The organism is Paenibacillus sp. UASWS1643 (genome assembly GCF_008693195.1).
Taxonomy (GTDB): Bacteria; Bacillota; Bacilli; order Paenibacillales; family Paenibacillaceae; genus Paenibacillus; species Paenibacillus amylolyticus_B.
Window position 1 is genome coordinate 146,969 of the sequence record NZ_VXKZ01000100.1, and the last position, 21,810, is coordinate 168,778.

General features: G+C 47.7%; 15 protein-coding genes. 11 read left to right on the plus strand and 4 right to left on the minus strand.

Going from position 1 to position 21,810, the window contains the following annotated elements; genetic code table 11:
- Nucleotides 1–29 precede the first annotated feature (29 nt).
- Complete coding sequence (locus FE296_RS08315; protein ID WP_150364713.1) at nucleotides 30–1,487, plus strand: glycoside hydrolase family 1 protein; 1,458 nt, start codon at nucleotides 30–32, stop codon at nucleotides 1,485–1,487.
- Nucleotides 1,488–1,493: 6 nt separating this feature from the next.
- Nucleotides 1,494–2,453, plus strand: a complete 960-nt coding sequence (locus FE296_RS08320; RefSeq protein WP_150364714.1) for a 2-keto-3-deoxygluconate permease — start codon at nucleotides 1,494–1,496, stop codon at nucleotides 2,451–2,453.
- Between the two features lie 67 nt (nucleotides 2,454–2,520).
- Here FE296_RS08320 and FE296_RS08325 read toward each other — a convergent pair whose 3' ends face one another.
- On the minus strand, nucleotides 2,521–3,204 hold the full coding sequence (locus FE296_RS08325; RefSeq protein WP_076329657.1) for a type 1 glutamine amidotransferase domain-containing protein: 684 nt from the start codon (nucleotides 3,202–3,204) through the stop codon (nucleotides 2,521–2,523).
- Between the two features lie 384 nt (nucleotides 3,205–3,588).
- Between FE296_RS08325 and FE296_RS08330 the strand changes: the two genes are divergently transcribed.
- A complete protein-coding gene (locus FE296_RS08330; protein ID WP_124118250.1) occupies nucleotides 3,589–4,047 on the plus strand; it encodes a hypothetical protein in 459 nt (152 codons plus the stop codon).
- 91 nt (nucleotides 4,048–4,138) lie between these two features.
- On the opposite strand, the gene FE296_RS08335 is transcribed toward FE296_RS08330, so the two are convergent.
- Together FE296_RS08335 and FE296_RS08340 are read right to left on the minus strand one after the other, a co-directional pair.
- Nucleotides 4,139–7,159, minus strand: coding sequence for a DEAD/DEAH box helicase (locus FE296_RS08335; protein ID WP_150364728.1), 3,021 nt, complete (start codon nucleotides 7,157–7,159; stop codon nucleotides 4,139–4,141).
- A gap of 5 nt (nucleotides 7,160–7,164) precedes the next feature.
- Nucleotides 7,165–8,940, minus strand: a complete 1,776-nt coding sequence (locus FE296_RS08340) for an SWIM zinc finger family protein (protein WP_190945089.1) — start codon at nucleotides 8,938–8,940, stop codon at nucleotides 7,165–7,167.
- Between the two features lie 283 nt (nucleotides 8,941–9,223).
- Between FE296_RS08340 and FE296_RS08345 the strand changes: the two genes are divergently transcribed.
- On the plus strand, nucleotides 9,224–10,042 hold the full coding sequence (locus FE296_RS08345) for an endonuclease/exonuclease/phosphatase family protein (protein WP_150364716.1): 819 nt from the start codon (nucleotides 9,224–9,226) through the stop codon (nucleotides 10,040–10,042).
- 163 nt (nucleotides 10,043–10,205) lie between these two features.
- On the opposite strand, the gene FE296_RS08350 is transcribed toward FE296_RS08345, so the two are convergent.
- Entirely contained in the window at nucleotides 10,206–11,033 is an 828-nt protein-coding gene (locus FE296_RS08350) for a methyl-accepting chemotaxis protein (RefSeq protein ID WP_124118247.1), read from the minus strand.
- A gap of 370 nt (nucleotides 11,034–11,403) precedes the next feature.
- Between FE296_RS08350 and FE296_RS08355 the strand changes: the two genes are divergently transcribed.
- From FE296_RS08355 to FE296_RS08385, 7 genes are all read left to right on the plus strand, one after another.
- Nucleotides 11,404–13,647, plus strand: coding sequence for a glycoside hydrolase family 88/105 protein (locus FE296_RS08355; protein WP_150364729.1), 2,244 nt, complete (start codon nucleotides 11,404–11,406; stop codon nucleotides 13,645–13,647).
- A 331-nt stretch (nucleotides 13,648–13,978) separates the two neighbouring features.
- Nucleotides 13,979–15,319: an ABC transporter substrate-binding protein gene (locus FE296_RS08360; RefSeq protein WP_150364717.1), complete on the plus strand. Its 1,341-nt coding sequence runs from the start codon at nucleotides 13,979–13,981 to the stop codon at nucleotides 15,317–15,319.
- A gap of 47 nt (nucleotides 15,320–15,366) precedes the next feature.
- Nucleotides 15,367–16,317, plus strand: coding sequence for a carbohydrate ABC transporter permease (locus FE296_RS08365; RefSeq protein ID WP_150364718.1), 951 nt, complete (start codon nucleotides 15,367–15,369; stop codon nucleotides 16,315–16,317).
- Complete coding sequence (locus FE296_RS08370; protein WP_124118244.1) at nucleotides 16,314–17,162, plus strand: carbohydrate ABC transporter permease; 849 nt, start codon at nucleotides 16,314–16,316, stop codon at nucleotides 17,160–17,162. Before FE296_RS08365 ends, FE296_RS08370 begins: the two co-directional genes overlap by 4 nt.
- A gap of 27 nt (nucleotides 17,163–17,189) precedes the next feature.
- Nucleotides 17,190–19,058, plus strand: a complete 1,869-nt coding sequence (locus tag FE296_RS08375; protein ID WP_150364719.1) for a cache domain-containing sensor histidine kinase — start codon at nucleotides 17,190–17,192, stop codon at nucleotides 19,056–19,058.
- On the plus strand, nucleotides 19,055–20,659 hold the full coding sequence (locus tag FE296_RS08380; RefSeq protein WP_150364720.1) for a response regulator: 1,605 nt from the start codon (nucleotides 19,055–19,057) through the stop codon (nucleotides 20,657–20,659). Before FE296_RS08375 ends, FE296_RS08380 begins: the two co-directional genes overlap by 4 nt.
- Before the next feature lie 51 nt (nucleotides 20,660–20,710).
- Nucleotides 20,711–21,256: a GNAT family N-acetyltransferase gene (locus FE296_RS08385; RefSeq protein WP_150364721.1), complete on the plus strand. Its 546-nt coding sequence runs from the start codon at nucleotides 20,711–20,713 to the stop codon at nucleotides 21,254–21,256.
- Nucleotides 21,257–21,810 lie beyond the last annotated feature (554 nt).

Below are 21,810 nucleotides of genomic sequence, written 5' to 3' on the forward strand. Positions count from 1 at the left end.
ATAACACGTAATAACAGGAGGAAACTAAAATGACTCATTCCAATTTTCCAAAAGATTTTCTATGGGGCGGGGCGCTTTCTGCCTGTCAGGCTGAAGGTGCTTATAATGTGGATGGCAAGAGCCTGACCATTCCAGAAGTGATGAAGTTTAACGAGAAGAACGACCGCAAGGTGACCAAGCAGATCAGGGTTAATTGGGAGATGATTGAAGAGGCGAGGAATGACCCGGATACCGTGAAATATCCGAAGCGCCGGGGGATCGATTTTTATCATAACTTCCGTGAGGATATCGCCTTGTTTGCCGAGATGGGATTCAAAGTCTTCCGTTATTCCATTTCATGGGCCAGAGTATTTCCAGGTGGCGACGATGCTGCTCCGAATGAAAAGGCACTAGAGTTCTATGATCAAGTTATTGATGAATGTCTTAAACAGGGTATGGAGCCCCTGATCACCATCAGTCACTTTGACACGCCAATTGTGCTGATGGACAAGTTCGGAGGATGGTATAACCGCAAGCTAATTGATCTGTATGTGAACTATTGTGATGTGTTGTTTAATCGCTACAAGGGCAAAGTGAAATATTGGGTGACGTTCAACGAGATCAACATGAGCGTGAAAGCATCGGCCAAAACGCTGGGAATCATTGATTATGATGCTCCGAATTATGAGGAAATGCTGTTCCAGGGGTTGCATCACCAATTTGTAGCTGCGTCCAGAGCAACCAAGATGGCCCATGAGATTGATCCGAATAACCAGATCGGAAGTATGGTCGCTTATTTTACAACGTATCCATACACATGCAAGCCAGAGGACGCACTTCAGATGCAACAGGATGATCAGATGAAGAATCAATTTTATCTCGATGTGCTTAATAAAGGTGAGTACCCTTACTATAGTAAAACGTATTTCAAAAACAAGGAGATCCAGTTGAACATCGAGGATGGAGATCTGGATAGCATTCGCGCACATACGGCTGATTTCGTTGGAATGTCATATTACAACTCGATGATTTCCAGTAGTGATACGGAGCAGCTCGAACTAACGGCAGGCAATGTACACAGTGTATATAAAAACCCGCATCTGCCCGCTAACGAGTGGGGTTGGCAGATTGATCCGATTGGCCTGCGTTATACGCTTAATCTCGTCTATGATCGGTATCAAAAACCTGTCTTCATTCTGGAGAACAGCTCAGGCTTCTACGACAAGCTGAATGAGGACGGAACGATCAACGATCCCTACCGGATTGATTTCCTGAGCAAACATATCGAACAGATGGGACTCGCCATTGCTGATGGGGTCGAGGTGTTGGGATACACGATGTGGGGGCCAATCGACATGATTAGTTCAGGGACTTCCGAGATGAGCAAACGGTACGGGTTTATCTACGTGGATCAGGATGACTATGGCAATGGTACGCTGAAAAGATATCGGAAGGATTCGTTCTTCTGGTATCAGAATGTGATCCGCACCAACGGAGCAGAACTGTAACGAACCATGAACATTCTGGGTCGTATCAAAAAAATCCCAGGCGGCTTGCTGATCGTTCCTATGCTGGCCGCCGCGGTTATCAACACGATGTTTCCATCTTTTTTTCAGATCGGAGATCCAACAACAGCGCTGTTCACATCGAAAGGTACCATGGTGCTGATCGGTATGATTTTACTGATATCAGGAACACAGCTTAACTTGTCACAGCTTCTGGTGACTTTGAAGAGAGCAGGGGTGCTCTGTATTTCACGTATCCTCATCAGCTGCCTGTTGGGATGGGCGTTTGTACATTTTTTTGGCATAAGTGGGGTCGGGGGAGTTTCTGCGGTAGCCTTCATTGCCGTTTTGACCAGTTGTAATCCGGGATTATATCTGGCCCTGATGAACACATATGGAGATGATGTGGATCGTGCTGCGTTTGGCATTCTGAATCTGATCGCCGTACCGGTTATTCCGGTTATGATATTGAATTCGGCTAGCGGGGTTGGTATTGATTATCTCAGTGTACTTGCTACGCTAGTACCTTTTTTCATCGGCATACTTCTTGGTAATCTGGATAGTAACATACAGAAGATGTTCGCTCCGGGAACACTGATTCTGCTTCCTTTTCTAGGTACCAGTTTCGGGTCCAACATTGATCTGCGTATTGCATTTCAGTCTAGTTTATCCGGTTTATTGGTCACGGTGTTATTTTTACTGATCTGCATGCTGCCGCTCATTGGAATCGATCGCACGATATTAAGACGGCCCGGTTACGCAGCGGCTGCGACATGTTCGGTTGCTGGATTGTCCATGGTGGTACCATCGATGGCTGCCGGGTTCAATCCAGCGTATGCGCCTTATGTGGACACAGCTATCGCTCAGATTGCGTTTGCCGTGATCCTGACGTCGGTGACCGTGCCTTATATCGTGAAGCGTCTGGCTGGAGGAACAGAGACGGAAGCTTCTGCATCAACAAATCACTAGAAAAAACAGCACGTGTTCTGTCAGATTATGACGGATCACGTGCTGTTTTGCTTTGTACATCTATATTTTACAGACCAAGCAATTGTTTAACACTTTCAGCTACAGCTTTGCTGGATTGCGGATTCTGTCCTGTGACCACACGGCCATCTGTTGTGACATAGGAGCTGAAGGCAGCCGCTTTATCGTATTGTGCAGCGCGTTCTCTCAACGCATCTTCCAACAGGAAAGGAACATACTCGGTTTGTTGAGCCAATGTTTCTTCTTCATTCGTGAAGCCGGAAACGGTTTTGTCGTTGATTAAAAGCAGGCCGTTGGACAGCTTCACGTTCAACAGAGCTGTAACCCCGTGGCACACGCCGGATACAACGCCGCCTTTTTCATAGATTTCACGAGAAAGCTCTTGAAGTTCGGCATTGTCCGGGAAATCCCACATCGTACCGTGACCGCCTGTGAAGTAGATTGCATCGTAGTCACTTGCATTCACTTCGCTGGGTTTTAACGTATTTTTCAACTGGTTCATGAACGTTTCGTTCTCGAAATAGGCTTTGGTGCTCTCATCCAGAGAGTCACCCAGACTTTTTGGATCGAGAGGTACGTTACCGCCTTTAGGGCTAACCAGATCGATCTGAACATTGTCATTATGGTCAAACTCTTCAATAAAGTGAGTTGCTTCGCTCAGCCACAAGCCGGTAGGTTCGTCCTTCGTTGCGTATTTATCTACATTTGTTAGAACAACCAGTATCTTTTTCATATAAAAACCTCCCGTAAAGTGTATAACATTCATTTATATTAAATTTTACAAAATTAAATTGTGTAAAACATATTATTAAAGATAACATAACCATGTTCTAAAGTAAAATCATGAACGTATTCGCGATCTCCATTGTTACTTTCAAGCGTAGGAGTAAAGAACAATCTAGTATTAGTTAATATGCCCTTTAAGAATGCACGTTTACTTATAATGCGCTGTTTAATTTACTCAATTTGTAAGCGGAGCTAGGCGTGTGTAAGGGATATCTAAATTATTTCAAATTTGATGTTAATTTGATTGAACAACTAGTTCTTTTGATTTAGAATGGCGGAAGATGCCAACAAAAAACTGGTACATATTACATAGGGACTCGGAGGAACACAAATGAAACGTTCAGGTAAATTTTTCGCTTCAACAGCAGTTGCTGCTGTTGCTGCAGTCTCCATCGTCTCTTCAGCCTCAGCAAGCCCCATCTCTAACTTCTCTGGCGTAACACCTATCGACATCAGCAGTATGGATATCGAAACGGCTTTGATGATGGTTCAGAGCGAACGCACCAAATTGTTGGATGCTCAACTGCAAACGCAAATTCAAGAGGTACAGAACCGCAATCAGCAAATCGCGGAATTGAACTCTCAATTGCAGGTAGCCCAGCAAAACGGAGATGAAGAAGCTGTTCAGAAGCTGAAAGGCCAAATTGATGCTGCGAGCAATTCCCGGCAGATGGACATGCTTCGTCTGCAGTCCATGTCCAACAAGCGCAATGAAGCATTTGATGTCATGACGAACTTTATCAAAAAAATGCAGGATTCAAGATCATCCATCATCGGTAACATGCGTTAAGAACGGATGATTAACTGCAACAATACAAAAAGAGCGAAGCCGGAATTTTAATTCCGAAACTTCGCTCTTTTGTATTTCTCTTCAATCCAAGTTAGCCCGACCAGTCACGACGCCGAGTGAACAGATCCTTCAACTCATCCGTCGACAATTCCGTAATCCAGTTCTCGGAGCTTGTGATGATGTTATCGCTGAGCTGCTGTTTGCTCTCCAACATCTCGTCGATCCGCTCCTCCAATGTGCCAAGAGAGATGAACTTATGCACCTGAACATCCTTGGTCTGACCCATCCGATAAGCACGGTCGGTAGCTTGATTCTCAACAGCAGGGTTCCACCAGCGGTCAAAATGGAAGACATGATTGGCTGCGGTCAGATTCAATCCCACACCGCCAGCCTTGATGGACAGAATAAAGACGGATGGTTGCTTATCCTCAGGCAATGTACGGGATTGGAATTCCTCAATCATACGATCCCTTGCTGTCTTGGATGTGCCCCCGTGCAGGTATAGCACAGGCTCCTGCAACTCCTGACGCAGTACCTGTTGCAGCATCTGTCCCATACCGATATATTGGGTGAAAATCAGGCATCGCTCGCCCTCGTCCCTTAATTCCCGGACAAGCTCCATCAGTCGTTCCAGCTTTGCGGAGCGGCTGATCAGCATCGCCATATCCTGCGGGCTGTACACGTCATAAGCAGATGTCAGTGCACCGTCTTCGGGAAGTTCCTCCGGCAAAGCTTCTTTCGTTAGCAGCAGAGGGTGATCACACAACTGTTTAAGCTGGGTTAACGCCGATAGAATTGCTCCTTTGCGCTTGATGCCTTCCAACTCTTTCATTTTATCCATCAGGGCCTGTACGGACTGGTCATACAATGCACTTTGTTCGCCCGTAAGGTGAATATAGGTTTTCATCTCGTTTTTGTCCGGCAGATCAAGCTGGATATTGGGATCTTTTTTCTTGCGTCGCAGCATGAATGGTTTCACCAATTGCTGCAGATCCTGCATCCGTTGCTCATCCTTGTCTTTCTCTATGGCACTGATGAAACGAGTCTGGAATGCCCGGGCGTTGCCCAGATATCCTGGATTGATAAAGTCATAGATCGACCACAGCTCGGACAACCGATTCTCGATCGGCGTACCTGTCATGGCAATGCGGTGTTTCGCCGGGAAACTGCGGACAGCCAGCGACTGTTTGGTCTGGGCGTTTTTGATATTCTGTGCCTCATCGAGACAGATGCATGCCCAGGTATAGGTTTGTAACATCTCCTGATCCAGTGTAGCCGTAGCAAAGGACGTGATAATAATATCCACCTGCTCGGTCTGCTCCCGGAATTCTTCTCCACTTAATCGGCGTGCGCCATAATGCAGACTGACATTAATGGAGGGTGCAAAGCGGCTAATTTCCTTTTGCCAGTTGCCCAGTACGGAAGTTGGGCAGATCAGAAGTACCGGGGCTTGTCCCGGCTTACGTGGTTCATGATCCTTGATGTGTAACAGATACGTGATGAACTGAATGGTTTTCCCGAGACCCATATCATCGGCAAGACATGCCCCAAGGCCGAATCTGCGCAGGAAACCAAGCCATGCAAAACCTTCCTTCTGATAGGATCGCAGCTCGGCATGAAGCCCTGTCGGAATGGGCAGGGAAGGCGCGCCACCTTGTCCGCCTCCCAATTGTGCGATGACCCGGTTGAGGTGTTCGTTAAGTTCTACTTCCAGCCGAATGTTCTGATCATCCTGTGGTTGCTGCTCTTCCTCGGTTTGTTGTCCTTCCTTCCATTTCTGGTTGCGATATTCTCGTTGCTCATTATGCAACAGATGCAGGTGCAGAATATCCTGAAATGAGAGGCCCTGTTCCCGATCTACACCGCCCATGGCACGTCGTATCTGTTCCAGCAGGTCAGGGTCGAGAGGAACCCATTCTCCACGGAAGCGAACCAATCGTTCATTACGGGCCACAAGATCAGCGAATTCATCTTCGCTGAGATCCGTGTCACCAATCGCAATTCGCCAGTCAAAATGAATAATCGAGTCCAGTCCAAAGAACGACTGTCCCCGCTCACTGCCTTCCTCCGGCTGCACCTTAGCACGCAGCTTTGGTTTCTTCTTACGGGCTGCTTCCCACCAACCAGGCAGCAGAACTTGCCAGCCCGCTGCGAGTAACCTGCCGCTATCCTGCGTCAGGAACTGCCAGGCTTCCTGATCTCCCAAAGGGTCACTCAGCACATCCCGTCTGCCGCTAATGGAGCTTCCAAGACGTGGAAGATGTGCGCGAAGCTGATCCAGCCATCCGGCGGAGCGATCCAGAATGAATGGTGTCCATACTTCTGGCCACTCGCCTTCAAGTCTGCCGCGTGAATCCAGCATGACGGGCACCAATACGGCGGCATCCAGCTTGTTCTGCAACACCAATCGCAGCCGCCAAGATGGCTCATCCTCGTCCGGCTCCTGCAATTGCAGCATGGGTCTGAATGGTGCGGCATCCGCTTTCCAGCCAATGGATACGAGCCAGGACTGAGCGTCCATTCCGGCTGTCTTGGGTAGAGTACCGCGCTCTGGGAACAACTGCGGGAATTCACGCCGCAGATCGGTCGCAGCTTCCTCGGAACTGTACCATCGTTGGAATACGAAGGCAGAGTATGTTGCTCCAAGCCCTTCGGCGTAGCTCTCGTCCGTCTGTTGAATCGCTTTGGTAAGCGATGCCCGATCCTGCTTTTTCAAGCTGTCCGGGTCCCAGGTCCACTGAAGTTGTCCTTCTCGATAGGCTTCAAAGCTGGGTACGTATTTGCGTTTCTCGACAGATGCTGCGAATGCCGGAGCCAGTCGAATCAGATGTTCCGCTTGCTCGTCCCACTTCCATTCAATATGAAGCAGCGTGTGCATCTCGGCAAAGAAGGGAATGACTTCTTCTGCGGGCAGAACAACCAGCTCAATCTCTTCAATCTGCCGAACTTCCAATTCGGTACCGTAGAAGGAAGGCGCATGCCAAGCGAACAATCGCTGCTTAAGCGACTGTCCCGATACAAAGTGGTGTGTGTTGAGTGCTCCGTAAAACAAAGCATCGCCGTATCCGGTTAAAGCGACGTGAACCTCAATCGTTTCAGTGTATGGATGAATTAAGCTCATGAGATCAGTTTACCTTTCCGAAGCTCTTCCTGCAGGGCACGCAGCCGACTGTTACGCACGGCGAGTGTGGTGATGAACTGCTCCCAGTGCGCTTCTTGCTTCAACTTTTTATAGATTTTGGACAGGCGTTTCAGCAGCTTTACCGCGGCCTTGTATCCGTCCCTGTTCTTATGTCCGATATAACGCTCCACCGCCTGATGATAGAAGGGGAGCAGCAGTTCAGGTGCATCTTTTTCGATTGGTTGCAGCATCGCTACGCGGAATTCGAGAGGTTCCGTTCCCGTACTCAGCTGAAAATCAATCCATCTGCGCCACTGTCCACGCGAATGCATGGCATCCTCGTAGGCGGGGCGGGAGTGGGGAAGCATGCTGACAAGCGTGTCCCACATACGGTTCTCTGCATCGAACAGATGTTGAATGGCCGTATCCCATAGATGCATGTAATCATTCAAAGGTGTATTACGCCGATTCGCCAGAAGGGGGCCAAGTTGTACCAACCAATCCCCAAGCCTTTTCCATTCAGCCGAATCTGCGAGTACATGGAGAAAATGCAACAAATGTTCTGGCGGGAAACCGTAGGCCGAGCTTCCATGGATGAGTCGCTGCCATGCCTGATCATCTTGCCCTACATGGAAGTACATCCAGCTCTGCGCGAGTACCAGCGGCAGGGGCAGTGTTACGGCTTTGCTCGATCTCTCACTACTACTTCCATTACTTTGAGCGCCACCCAAGACACTTTCGCCTGACTGGGTAGGTGCAGAAGCGGCGATTATACCGCGCTCTATATCATTTAATATGGCCTGTTCCGACACTAACATGTCCCGCGACCCTTGCAGCTCAGGTACGATCCAGTTCAACCACAGTTGTCGATAGATCGGAGTGAAGAACATCATGCTGGCTGTCTCAGGCATCATCTGTTTACGTAAATAAGCTGAGGTTTCAGACAGTCTGTTCCAAAGTTGTTCAAGCTTGTTTCCCTTTAGACCTGACAGGTCTAGTGGATGGTTAAAGATCCGTTCAATGTCTTTCAGAATTGCATCCACCGCGAGCTGGGCAGGGTAGCTCAAGTACACGGGGGTATGCGTAATGGAGTTACGAGCAAGCGGTACGCAGAATCGGATGAGGTGCAGCTGCACATGCAGTTCAAAAAGCTGGTCCATCGCAGCGGTCAGCCTTGGTTTAATGGCATATAACTCGTCCGTTGCTTCCTGCACGTAGGATGTGCTTGGTGTGCCTGTACCCAGCCGTCTCAGACAGGAGTGGAATAGCTCATGCCATTCCGAGATTTCGAGATCAGCAAGCTCTGTTGCACGTTCCTTGATCTGGCTGTATTGGTTGTCCGGAATGTCCGTATCCTGCTGTTCATCGGCATCTGTATAGCTGGATCGTCCTGCGGACAAGGCCCCTACAGGTTTAGTCGTTTGTTTGAGCGCAGTACTGGAGTGTGCATTAACAATCGCATGCACAGGTCGCTCCAGTTGCTCGGCATAACTCATCAATACAGCAGTCATATGTTTGCATACGGAACTCACCGGGCAGGTACAATGACTTGTAGTTAGGGACTGCATGCTCAATGTTACTTCGTAATCTTCCGATCCTTGTACAACGGCCGAAATCCCTTGTTGTTCTGAATAGGTTAATGGTCCGACACGTTTCTGTTTATAATATTGGAATCCGCGCATGATCGTCAGGTTATTAAAATACTCCGCAACCTGCCTGATCAACTGTTGCCACTGCGCATCATCCATCCTCATGTTATTTGGTATGTTCATCATTCCATCTCCTGGGGTAAACATAGGTTCAGTAATCACCACGTCTATGACGTGATGTTGTCAATTTGTTGTATCCATCATATCAGTTATGAGCCAATCCGTGCATGGGTTATGAAGAATTTGAAGTTATTTTAGACCAACTGGAATCAGGATGAACACGTCGGTTCTGCTGGCGGCCGACATGCAAGAATGCAACATATTGTGTATGCTTATGGTATGTATTCCTATCAGGAACGATGCAGGCCGGGGAAACGGCCATATTACACACAACAGGAGAGAGCATATGAAAATACTTACGTTAAACACACACGCCTGGGCGGAAGAGGATCAACTGAACAAGATCAGTCAACTGGCTGATTTTATTAATACACATCAATTTGATGTGATCTCCATGCAGGAGGTCAACCAATCCATGCAGGAAGCGGCGCTTTCTGAAGAAGAATTGAAGATGTATTATGCTACTGAATCCGACGCTGTGATTAAAAAAGACAACTATGCCTACGTCCTGCTTCAGCAGCTGACAGAGCAATATTACTGGACGTGGATTCCTGCGCATGTCGGGTTCCAAAAATATGACGAAGGACTGGCGATCCTTAGCCGGACGCCGATGAAGCAGGCTTTTGGAGAATACGTGTCTCACATGAGGGATTATAACAATTACCGTACACGCAAGATTGTTGGGATCGAGACGGTCATCCAAGGTGAAGCAACCTGGTTTGTGAACGGACACTATAACTGGTGGGATGATGCGCAGGAACCTTTCAAGGGACAGTGGGAGTTGACGGAGAGCAAGCTTGCCCCCTACATGGAGCAGCCGTTATATATAATGGGTGATTTCAACAATGTCGCGGAAGTGCGTGGAGAAGGCTATGATTATATGATGAGCAAAGGCTGGAATGACCTGTACACTACAGCATTGCAAAAGGATGAAGGAGCAACCGTGGTGAAGGCCATTGCCGGCTGGGCAGATAACAAACGCGATCTGCGGATCGACTATATTTTCTCCAATCGTCCAATCCAAGCCAAGTCTTCTACCGTGGTCTTGAACGGTAAAAATGGACCGGTCGTGTCCGACCATTTTGGCGTAGCTGTAGAGATATAACAGCCATTTAACCATAAACCATAAAGGTGATATCACCGCAAACACGAAATAAGGCCTCCGCTGACTTCCTGCAAAGGGAAGTGGCCGGAGGCTTTTCACATTCTAAATCATTTTTCTATGTACATTTCATATCATTCTTTATTTCTGCTGTGGAACTGGACTGTTATTCGAGCGCCAGCATCTGATGTACGAACTTTTTCAGATTCGCGCTTGTCTCGCTAAGCTGTTCGATACTTTCCATGAACTCGGTAACAAGCTTGGCCTGATCCACTGTGGCGGTTGTAATCTGACCGATCTCCTGCTCCATATGTTTCATGGAATCTTGTACACTACCGAGGGATGTTTCGATATCAGCTGCTGCTTGTTTCGTATGATCTGACAGCTTTCGTACTTCACTGGCAACCACACCAAAGCCGGCTCCCTGATCACCCACACGGGCTGCCTCTATCATGGCGTTTAGTCCAAGCAGATTGGTTTGTTCCGATACTTCACGAATGACGTTTGTTACTTTACTTACACTGACCGAGTTCTCTGAAGCTTTTTTGGAGTTGCGCAGAATCTCTTCCGAGGTCGCAGAGAGTTCTTCGGAATGTGCCGCAATCTGCTGAATGCCACCGACGAGCGCATTAATGGTTGTTTCATTTTCACGGATCAGCGTTTCCAGTGTCATGTGACTATCCAGTGCGTAGTTCACACCCAATATACCCACGACCTGATCGTTTTCCTTAATGGGAATAAGGATGGAGTCGAAAGGTCTGCCTTGCAGATCACCAGGCATACGTGCCACAGTACGCGTCTCCTTGTTGGTGAGCATTTTGAAGTTTTTATAATCGTCATGCAGCTCATCTCCAACCTTCACGCCAATCTCCAGACTTTTTGCTTCGGAAAAATACAATACTTTCTCATGATCATTAATGGATATGGATATGTCGTCACGGAACATTTGGCTAACAAAAGGCATAGCATTTACCAGAGATTCAAGAGTATTCAATGTGCATCTTTCCTTCCCGATACAAAAAGTGGAATTTTTTAATCTAGTATTTATATCGGTAACGTTTTCCCGTTTTTAAACCATTGTTTAAATTTAAGTTAACCTAGAGAGAAAAGGTGACTAAATCCAATATAATTGTAAGCGTAATCAAAAATCTGTAGCCACCACAGAACATGTCAGTTATACTGGGATTATTATTCGGCTATTCAGAAGATAACCAAGGGACATACCTATTTCCCGGTAAGGGGATTACCCACCTAGGTTAAGCGCTATACTTTATTATTACTTATTAGTTTGGTGCTCCAGTGTGGATGGTATGAATGCTATGATATAAGACTTTATTTCAACGGGAGAAGGATGTGTGCCATCGATGACGACCTATTTCAGTGAACCACAGAGCATGTATTACCGATTTGGAGAAGATCAGGATCAGGTACTGAAGGTGCTAGCCGAGAGGTATATTGGAGCCAATGCGCAGGCTGATTTTGTATATCGGGTATTCCAGAAGTCTGGTATTTTGCAAAATGAAAAAGGGCTTTATGATCTGAATTTAGGTAAACGCTTTCCTGATGCACCTAAAGACCATATATCCTACGCAGCTGCACTGGTTTGGGGGGACGAGGACCGAAACCTGGATGTACTGGTCCGCTGTTATGGGCCTGTTCGTTTCTATTTCAATGAGCAGTTGGCCTATCGCTCTACCGTAATGGATGAGATTAGTCCAGACGCAACGGTGAAGCTCAGCATCGATATCAAGCCTGGTTGGAACACCATTTGGCTCGAAATGAAAAACACTCCTGCCGGCTTTGGCTGCCAGTTTGGATCAGATGAAGGTAAAGTGCGCATTTTGAACGTATTTGCGCCATTCCAGGAGAGACAGGGGCAAGCGGGGTGGATATTCTCTCAACCGAACCCGGCCGCGAGTAAGCAACCAGACCTGCTTGGTAAAGAAGCTGACTACAGCTTAAACTGGTTGCCTGAGACAGGCTGGTCTGATGCAGATAAAACCAAGCCAGCCCTCGAACGAATATTCGGAAATCTTCCTGGAAAACATGCTTATGCTTGGACCCATCTGAACAATAACGATTCAACCGGGAATGCGGTGCGATTGTCAGGCCAATCCTCCGGTTCTCTGAGTATTTGGATTGGCGGCAAGCCTGTGGCGCAAGTGAAGGAAGCGGGGCCGTTCGAGGTGGATATACCAGCTTCTTTTGGACGGATTGACCTGCTTGTCCGAAGTGAATATGACGATACGGCGGGACCATGGCATTTTAATTTAAACGCAACCGCTTCGGGTAAGCCACTTTCACTGGAACTTCCTCAGCGTGTACACGGTGCTTCCGGAGAGTCTTGGTTATATGTCGGCCCTTTTGAGTCGGAGGTTGAACCGGATTTGCAGGATCTGACTCGAACGGACCGAGTGTACCAAACGGGTCTAGAACAGACATATTGGCGCTTAGACCGACCGGATGCTTGGATCAGACCCTATTATGAAAATGCCATGTTAAGCAACAAATGGACCGTGGGCAGTGTGACCAATTATGGCCGCTGGGATTATCCATTGGGTGTCACTGTATATGGTCTATTACGGACGGGGCGTTATTTGCAGAGACCGGACATTACACGTTATGCGGCTGAGCATGTGCAGGCATGTACCCAGATGTATGAGTACTCCTTATGGGATCGGGAGCAGTATGGTTTCCCGGCAGTTAATCAACAATTGGTCATGCTGAAAATGCTGGATAACTGCGGTTCTTTTGGATCGGCCATGCTGGAAGCGTATTCAGAATGTCATGAACCAACGTTTCTTCCGATTGCTGAACGGATTGCAGATTTCATGCTTTCCCGCCTGGAACGGCAGGAGGATGGTGCATTTTATCGCACATGTGTAGGGGAGTATGCCGAGAATACCATGTGGGCAGATGACCTCTATATGAGCACGCCGTTTCTCGTTCGTTATGCCCGGGTGACAGGCAACTTAACCGCATTGGATGAAGCCGCCAGACAATTTTCACTCTATCGGAAGTATCTGTTTATGCCTGAGTTCAAGATCATGTCCCATGTGTATGATTTCAAATACGGACAGGCAACGCAGATTCCATGGGGACGGGGGAACGGCTGGACACTGTTTTCCCTGACGGAGGTACTGGAAGCTTTGCCGGCAGAGCATCCCGAGCGCCCAGCCTTAATAGATTTCTTTAATGAGCTGTGTGAAGGGTACGCAGCGCTTCAAGGGGAAAGCGGGTTGTGGCATCAGGTGTTGAATGTTCCGCAGACGTACGAAGAAGCCTCCTGCACGGCGATGTTTGCCTATGGTTTTGCGAGAGGTGTACGTTTTGGCTGGTTCAAAGACCCTGAAGTTTACGTCACAGCTGCCGAACGGGCTTGGAAGGGACTCATCTGCAAAGCCATTGATCGTCAAGGGAATGTCCATGGCGTGTGCAGCGGCTCACGATATGCATTTACAGCAGAGTATTATGATCAGGACTTGCGTACCGTCACCAATGACAATCACGGAATAGGCATTATGATGCTGGCAGGAACCGAAGTGGCAAAAATGAAGAAACATCTGGCTGAGCACAGGGTGTCTTCACCTGCAGTCTCACATTCCTGACAGATTTGCAGGAAACACATTTTTATAGCTGAACATCGAGCTCGGACATTCCAATGGCTCGTAGAAAGAAATGCCGTGATTAGATGTTCATACTTTTGTTCCATATCAGCCCAGTAACTTCTTCTCAATGTATCATGCATGTATACCCGTAATCATACCGATACGGGAACGGAACCGCCGGGAATATCATTCCTGGTGGTTTTTGATTCCTGTAACTCCTTACTTTTTTGACAGGAAAGCTTACTTTTGTTTATGTCATGTGCAGTAATAGACCGATACAATAAGTTTTGTAAGCGATTCCATAAATGCAAGAAGGGGAGGAAATTCATTTATGATGATTACAAAAAAGTGGGTAACCCTGTTCTGCCTGTCCCTGTTATTGTTCGCTACAGCCTGTTCTGGAGGGGCATCCGATACACCATCTTCTTCTGGAGAAGCAAGTGGAAGTGAAGGAGATTCATCAGGCAAGATTGAACTGCGCATGACCTGGTGGGGATCACAGACCAGACATGATCTGACGACTAAAGTCATCCAATTGTTTGAAGAGAAACATCCGGGAATCACCATTAAACCTGAATATTCCGGTTGGGACGGTTATTTTGACAAGTTGACTACACAGGTAGCCGGTTCAAATGCACCAGATATTATCCAGATGGATTACGCATTTCTGACTGACTTTGCCCGGCGTGGGGCCTTGCTTGACCTGACCCCATTTGCAGAGAGCAAAGAGCTGCGGACAGAGGACCATGATCAGAGCATGATTACAGCCGGATCCATTGACGATAAATTATATGCGATTACCCTCGGGGTAAACGCACCAGGAGTCATCTACGATGCCACCGTATTTCAGGAATTAGGAATCGAAGAACCACAAGAGAGCTGGACATGGAAGGATTTTGGGGATATTGCGACCAAGATTGCCGCAGCCAAAGGTGATGGGTTCTATGGATCTGCAGACATTTCCGGTACAACCAACATGTTTGAAGTATTTATCCGACAATCCGGAAAAGGTTTGTTCGACGGTGGCACAATGACCGCTACCAGCGAGGAGCTTCAGCAGTGGTTCGATATGTGGGGCGCACTGCGCGAGAATGGTGGAGTGACCACAGCGGAGATCACGGCATCCACAACCAATGCACTGGAGACCCGCCCGATCTCACTGGGCACAGCTGCCATGGACTTTGCATGGTCCAATCAATTGCTGACATTCCAGCAGGTGAACAAAAACCAGGATCATAAGCTTGGCATACAAGTGCTTCCGCATGGTGTAGGTGAAAAGCAAATCGGTGAATATCTGAAACCAGGCCAGTTCCTCTCTGGTTATGGCAAAACCAAACATCCGAAGGAAGTTGCCATGTTCATTGATTTCATGGTCAATGATCCAGAAGCAACCGCTATTCTTGGTTCTGAACGTGGTGTGCCGGTTAACTCAAGCATTCGTGAGCAGATGCAGCCAACGCTGCCGGAAGCAGAGCAAGTCATTTTCCAATTTATCGATACCGTATCGAAGCATTCGAGTGAGATCGATCCACCATACCCGCAAGGATTTGCTGAAGTGGACACAAGTTTCAAGAGCGCAAGCGAGCAGATCGCCTTCGGTCAAGGCGATACGCCAGATGTCATTGCCCAGTTTATTGAAGGAGCCAAGGCTACACTTGGATCTAGTCAATAACGATTGGAACTGTCTCAGACTTCTAATACTGCGGGGAGGTTGCGAAGATGAACACATCACAGGTCAGTCAAGCCCGAATCGAGCGTGTAGCTACCCGGCGGGTCAAACGGAGATATGCGCATAATGGAGCTGCGCTTTTGTTCCTCGCCCCATGGCTTGTCGGATTGTTATTTCTAACCCTTGGTCCCATGTTGGTATCCTTGTACATTTCGTTTACCGATTATAGTATCCTGGCCGCCCCTTCCTGGGTCGGTCTGGATAACTACACGACGATGTTTACATCGGATAAACTGTTCACCCAGTCGCTCAAAGTCACCTTCACGTATGTCGCTGTATCCGTACCGGTCAAGTTGATTTTTGCGCTGATGGTAGCCATGTTGCTAAATAAGGGGATTCGAGGGCTCGGTATTTACCGGACGGTGTATTACATTCCGACATTGCTTGGAGGTAGCGTTGCGATTGCAATGTTGTGGCGTAAAATGCTGGGTGGGGACGGGCTGCTCAATAGTGTGCTTGCCATGGTGGGCATTAAGGCGCCCGATTGGGTCGCTAATCCGAAGTATGCCCTGTACTCCATCGTGCTGTTATCCGTATGGCAGTTTGGATCATCCATGATTATTTTCCTGGCAGGTTTGAAACAGATTCCACCCGAATATGATGAAGCCTCAGCGGTAGATGGTGCAGGCCCTCTGCGGAGATTCTTCTATATAACGTTGCCGATTCTGTCACCCGTTATCTTCTTCAATCTCGTCATGCAGCTGATTACGTCCTTTCAATCGTTCACACAGGCTTTCGTAATCAGTAATGGTAGCGGAGGGCCAGTGAACTCAACCTTAATGTACTCTCTGTATCTGTATAAAAAAGGATTTTCATTCTTTCAGATGGGCTATGCTTCTGCGATGGCCTGGGTGCTGGTCATCCTGATTGGCGTATTTACATTGCTCGTATTCCGCAGCAGCAAGCTGTGGGTGCACTATGAGGATGGTGGGAAATCATGATTGGACAACGGAACTCTACAGCATGGGTCGTCAGCAAACATGTGTTGATCTCAGGCATCGCCTTTGTCATGCTCTACCCGATCCTCTGGATGCTGGGCAGCTCGTTCAAACCGGGACATATGATCTTTACAGAGACCTGGTTTTGGCCGCAGGAATGGAATTGGCAAAATTACATGAATGGCTGGTCCGGTATTCAGGGCAACCCGTTCTCCCGGTTCTTGACCAACTCCATCGTCCTGTCGCTTGGCGCCGTGCTGGGCAATGTCATCTCCTGTTCTATGGCGGCGTATGCCTTCGCCCGACTGAATTTTCGTTTCAAAGCCATCTGCTTTGGCCTGATGCTCATGACGATCATGCTGCCCCATCATGTGACGCTGATCCCGCAGTATATCCTTTTCAACCACCTGGAGTGGGTGAATACGTATCTGCCGCTTGTGGTGCCAAAATGGCTCGCGACCGACGCCTTCTTCATTTTTCTCATGGTGCAGTTCTTCCGGGGATTGCCCAAAGAGCTGGATGAGGCGGCTACCATTGATGGATGTGGCCCTGTGAAAATATACACCAAAATCATCATTCCACTTGCTTTTCCAGCACTGGTCACTACGATGATCTTTACGTTTTTGTGGACATGGGATGACTTCTTCAGTCAGTTGATCTACTTGAGTGACGTGAGCAAATACACCGTGCCGCTGGGTCTGCGTTTGTTCCTTGATTCCAGCTCTCAATCTGATTGGGGGCCGATGTTTGCCATGTCGGTGTTATCGCTGGTGCCATGTTTTATCGTATTTATCGTGTGTCAAAAGTACTTCGTGGAAGGAATCGCGACCTCTGGGCTCAAAGGGTAATTCAAGACGAAACGAGTTGATTTTTCCATGAGGAAAGGAAGATGGTCTTCATTCATTAATCAAAAGCTGCAACAAAGCAAGCTCTCCACGTTGATGGTGACTTGCTTTATTGCGTTTAACCTGTTGCTTGTCTCGGTTGTTGTCTGGCTGGCATATCAGTCTTTCTCTGCGGTCACATTTGCCGAGATTAGCAAAGCACGTCTGGCTCTTCTGAACGAAAGTACACGTCGGGGATTTGACTTCATCACAGGGGTAACAGGAACCGCCTATGGTTTGGCAAGCAATCGGGAACTGTCCAATCTGCTCGAAAAGGCCGATACGGGCAGGCTTGCACAGATTCACCAGCGGAGAGAAGTCTCTCGAATCCTTGATCATACCATGGTCGTGAGTGAAGGCATCACTTCCATTGAACTGTATACGGATGTCTTTAATGAAGTGACAGTCACTATGGCTGATCGCATATTTCCGGTGGACACCATCGCACACGACTCTTGGTTTGCTACGCTGGAAAAGGCTGATGCGGCATGGGTTCCGCTGCGTGAGAACGAATCGGGCCAATCCCTCGTGGGATATGCCCAACGAATTTTCGATAGTCATGGCGGAACGGTTGCCTATGTGCTCATTCGACTGAGTAGAGCGGACATTGTACGCAGGTTTGCCGATGTGCCCATGGTGCTTGATGGAAAAGTCCTGTTGGTAGATACGGCTGGTAATGTCGTAATGGAGATGGGGAAAGCTGATCCAGCAGGGGAAAATGAACGAGCGGATAGAAGGAATGAAGCGAGTGCCATTCAAGAAACGGGTGGAGCTGTAAATGCATCTTCTTCTATTATAGATAGTGCATGGATTCAGGAACATGTCCAACCTGGTGCAGACGGATACGAAGTAGTTTCCGGCCAACCCGGAGGTGCTCAATTGGTGCTGTACTCCAGGCCAGCCATGCTTCAGTGGCGCCTCGTACAGACTATTCCGGTGTACACACTGTTATCTCCGGTCAGGCATGCGGGCTGGCAGATTCTCGGCATCGCCATACTGGGACTATTATGCTCCGCTGTGCTTGCGTACCTGTTCGTAAGGCAGATCATCCGCCCACTGAGACAATTGATCAAGCGAATGAGACAACTGGAGAAAGGGGACTTCGATACCCGGGTCCAACTTTCGTTTACGGAGGAATATGCCCACTTGGCTTATGGCTTCAATCACATGGCTTCACAGCTCACGACGCTGATGGAACAGGTGAAGGATGAGAGCCGGGCCAAGCGTGAAGCCCAGACGGGCTTGCTTGAGGCCCAGATCAAACCCCATTTTCTATACAATACCCTCGACATGATCCACTGGCGCGCACTTGATTATGAAGCCAAGGATATCAGTCGTATGATTGTGCAGCTCAGTAAGCTGTTACGGATCGGACTGAGTGGAGGGAGATTGTTTATACGGGTTCGTGATGAGTTGGAACATGCCCGTTGCTACGTTAACATCCAGTCAGAGCGGCTACCGTTCTCCATTCAATATCAGGAACAGATCGATCCGCATATTCGCGGTTGTTACATTCCCAAGATCATTTTGCAGCCCTTTATCGAAAATGCCGTTATGCACGGGCACCCTGAAGAAGGTACACTTCGAATTCAGGTGCATATGCACGAAGAGGTTGACCCGCATGAGGATATCGTCATTCGTATCACGGATAATGGGCGGGGTTTGCCGGAGGGGTGGAAACTCGAAGAGACGTGTGGCATCGGTGTCCGGAATGTACATCAGCGCATTCAGCTTTATTGTGGGAAGAGGTATGGCGTTCAACTGAGCGATAGAGAGTCAGGTGGCGTGGAAGTGACCATTACGCTGCCGCGTATTGAGACCGACGAGCAATTAAATCTATGGCTGGACGGTGAAAAATGATGAAGACCATTATGCTTGTTGATGACGATCCTCATATTGTAAAGGCATTAACAGATCATATTGATTGGCCTTCTTTGGGCCTCAGCATTGCAGGCACTGCTTCCAATGGCTTGGATGCGCTGGAACTGTTTCACCGCATGCTTCCAGATGTGGTTATGACTGACGTCTACCTACCGGGGATGACCGGGCTTGAGATCACACAGACGTTGCGACGTGATCATCCCCACTTGCCGATCATCATTCTTAGTGGATATGACGAATTTGAGAACGCCCGGGCAGCCATGCGCTGGGGGGTGAATCACTTTTTGCTGAAGCCGGCAGAGGTTGAGGAGATTGAGTCTGTGCTGCGGGAGGTGTTACTGGAACAAGATGTGCGAGAGCGGCATGAGCGGCTGGAGCAGACGTACAAGCAGGAGGTCGGACGGGTACTTCCGTATTTGCGCAAACAATTTCTTCACGAACTGCTGACTACGCGATATCGGGCAGACGAGCTGCCCAAAGAACGCATTGACTATATAGGCATTCATATGTCCTCACAGACACGCGCCATTAGTCTGCAACTGAATCGCCCCGTATTTTTGACACGAATGAAAGAACGGGATTGGCAGCTTCTCCGATATGGGGCGGCTGATATTATTCAGGAGACGCTGAAGGAGCAAGCAGCGCGCATGAATGGTCAGGTAGAGATTGTTGATTATTCGGATCAGGTATTTGTGTTGCTTCTATTAGGAGATAAAGATCATCTGGAGGAATGCCTGCCACTCATAGAGCGGATGATCGATCAGATCTTTACGTATCTGAAAATTGAAGTGAGTGCTGGAATCGGAAGATCCAAAAGTCACCCATGTGAGGCGATAGATTCTTATCTCGAGAGCAGGGAAGCGGTTGAAACAGCAGAGTTTCAGGGTGGAAGTCGTATCTACCACTATGAAACATCGAAGGAAACAGAACCAAGTGTGACCGATTATTCATTATTGCTTCGTCAATGGAATGAGGCTTGGGCGGATATCCGACCTGACCTGGCGGAAGAGGTATGGCACCATATTTGCCTTTTGCTGAAAGAGGGTAAATGTGTTGGGATACAGGATGTACAGGTTGTGGCCGTCAGTCTGTTCGACACGTTGATGCATAGCTGGAACCGACTTCATCCTATGTTAACGCCGCCGCTGGCGATGAGTGATTTTCTGCGTGAAATTCAATCGAAATATGCTTTGCATGATCTGGTAAGCTGGATGGATCGTATTATCTGCGACTGGCTGGAACAGATACGCAAAGAGATGGGTGAGAAGAAAAGCAATAAACTGATAGAGCAGGTGAGACAGTATGTAGAGCTTCATTACGCCGAAGAGATTAGTTTTGAAGCGATAGCCAAGGGGCTGTTCGTACATCCGAAGTATCTGAGTCAACTTTTCAAAAGGGTGACCGGTGAGAATTTCGTGAGTTATTTGAACGGGTACCGGATTCAGAGAGCGTTGGAACTGTTGCAGTCGGGACATTACATGGTATATGAGGTGAGCGAGATGACGGGGTTCCGTAATGCGACGTATTTCAGCCAAGTGTTCAAAATGCTTACGGGCAAGAGTCCGTCTGAGGTGGGGTAGAGCGATACTGGTACAGTAATTATACAAAGCGGAAGAGGAGGTACGGTTCTTATGATGATAGATCAGCAGGAATATTACATTAAAGACTTATCTTATTCCATTAGATCGGCAGAGGAAAAGGATGCTGAAGCCTTGTCTTCACTTCGTGTACAAATCGATGGGGAAACCGAGAACATGGATCGTGAAGAGGGCGAGGCGTATATCGACGAAGCCGGGTTCAGGCGGATCATCCATTTGGACACTGAGAAGTCACGGAATCTATTCCTTGTTGCTGTAGTGGCGGGCGCGATTGTGGGATACTCCCGATGTGAAGGTACAGAGTTGAAGCGCTTTTGCCATAAGATTGAGTTCGGCGTGTGTGTGGCCCGAGAATTCTGGGGACATGGGATTGGCAAGAACTTGCTGGAGAAGTCGATAGAATGGGCAGACCAGACTGGTGTAGAGAAGATAACGTTGAACGTGCTGGCATCCAATGAAAAGGCAATCGAGTTATACCAAAAGAGTGGCTTCGAGATCGAAGGTATTTTGAAAAAGGATCGGCGACACACGGATGGACAGTATCACGACACAATAGTGATGGGCAGGTTCAGAGAGTAAGAGAGTAATTGTATAAAAAGTGAAAACACAATCTATCTAGCCCACAGCCTATGGAGTTCAATTATTAGATTCGATACCCACATAACAGATAGCAGTGTTATAGAATACAGCTATTGTGTTTCATATTTTATATAACGAATGTAATGATGCTGAATGAGTCTGTTCAAAACCTATATTGAGATAGATTAGACCAGTGAGTGTATTTAGGTTATAGTAAGAGGATATTGCCATTGGAAAAAGAGATTATGAAGATATTGAATCAAATATATAATTAGTTTACCTATGGGATATTTTACAAGTGGTAATTGTGTTGTGTATATGATATATTCTATTTCCGGCCAAAAAAACACGAGAAACAAAGTGCTGCAGGCAAAACAAATAAGCTTCGAAAGAAACTTAAAAAAAGAGCTTGCTAAGTTGGATCGGAAGTGTTATGATATAAAAGTTGCTGAGGAGAACAACGCTCGGTAACAAAACAAGTTTGATCTTTGAAAACTGAACAACGAGTGAGTAAACATTCTGCTTGCAGAATGAACGCGAAAGTTTGAAACAAG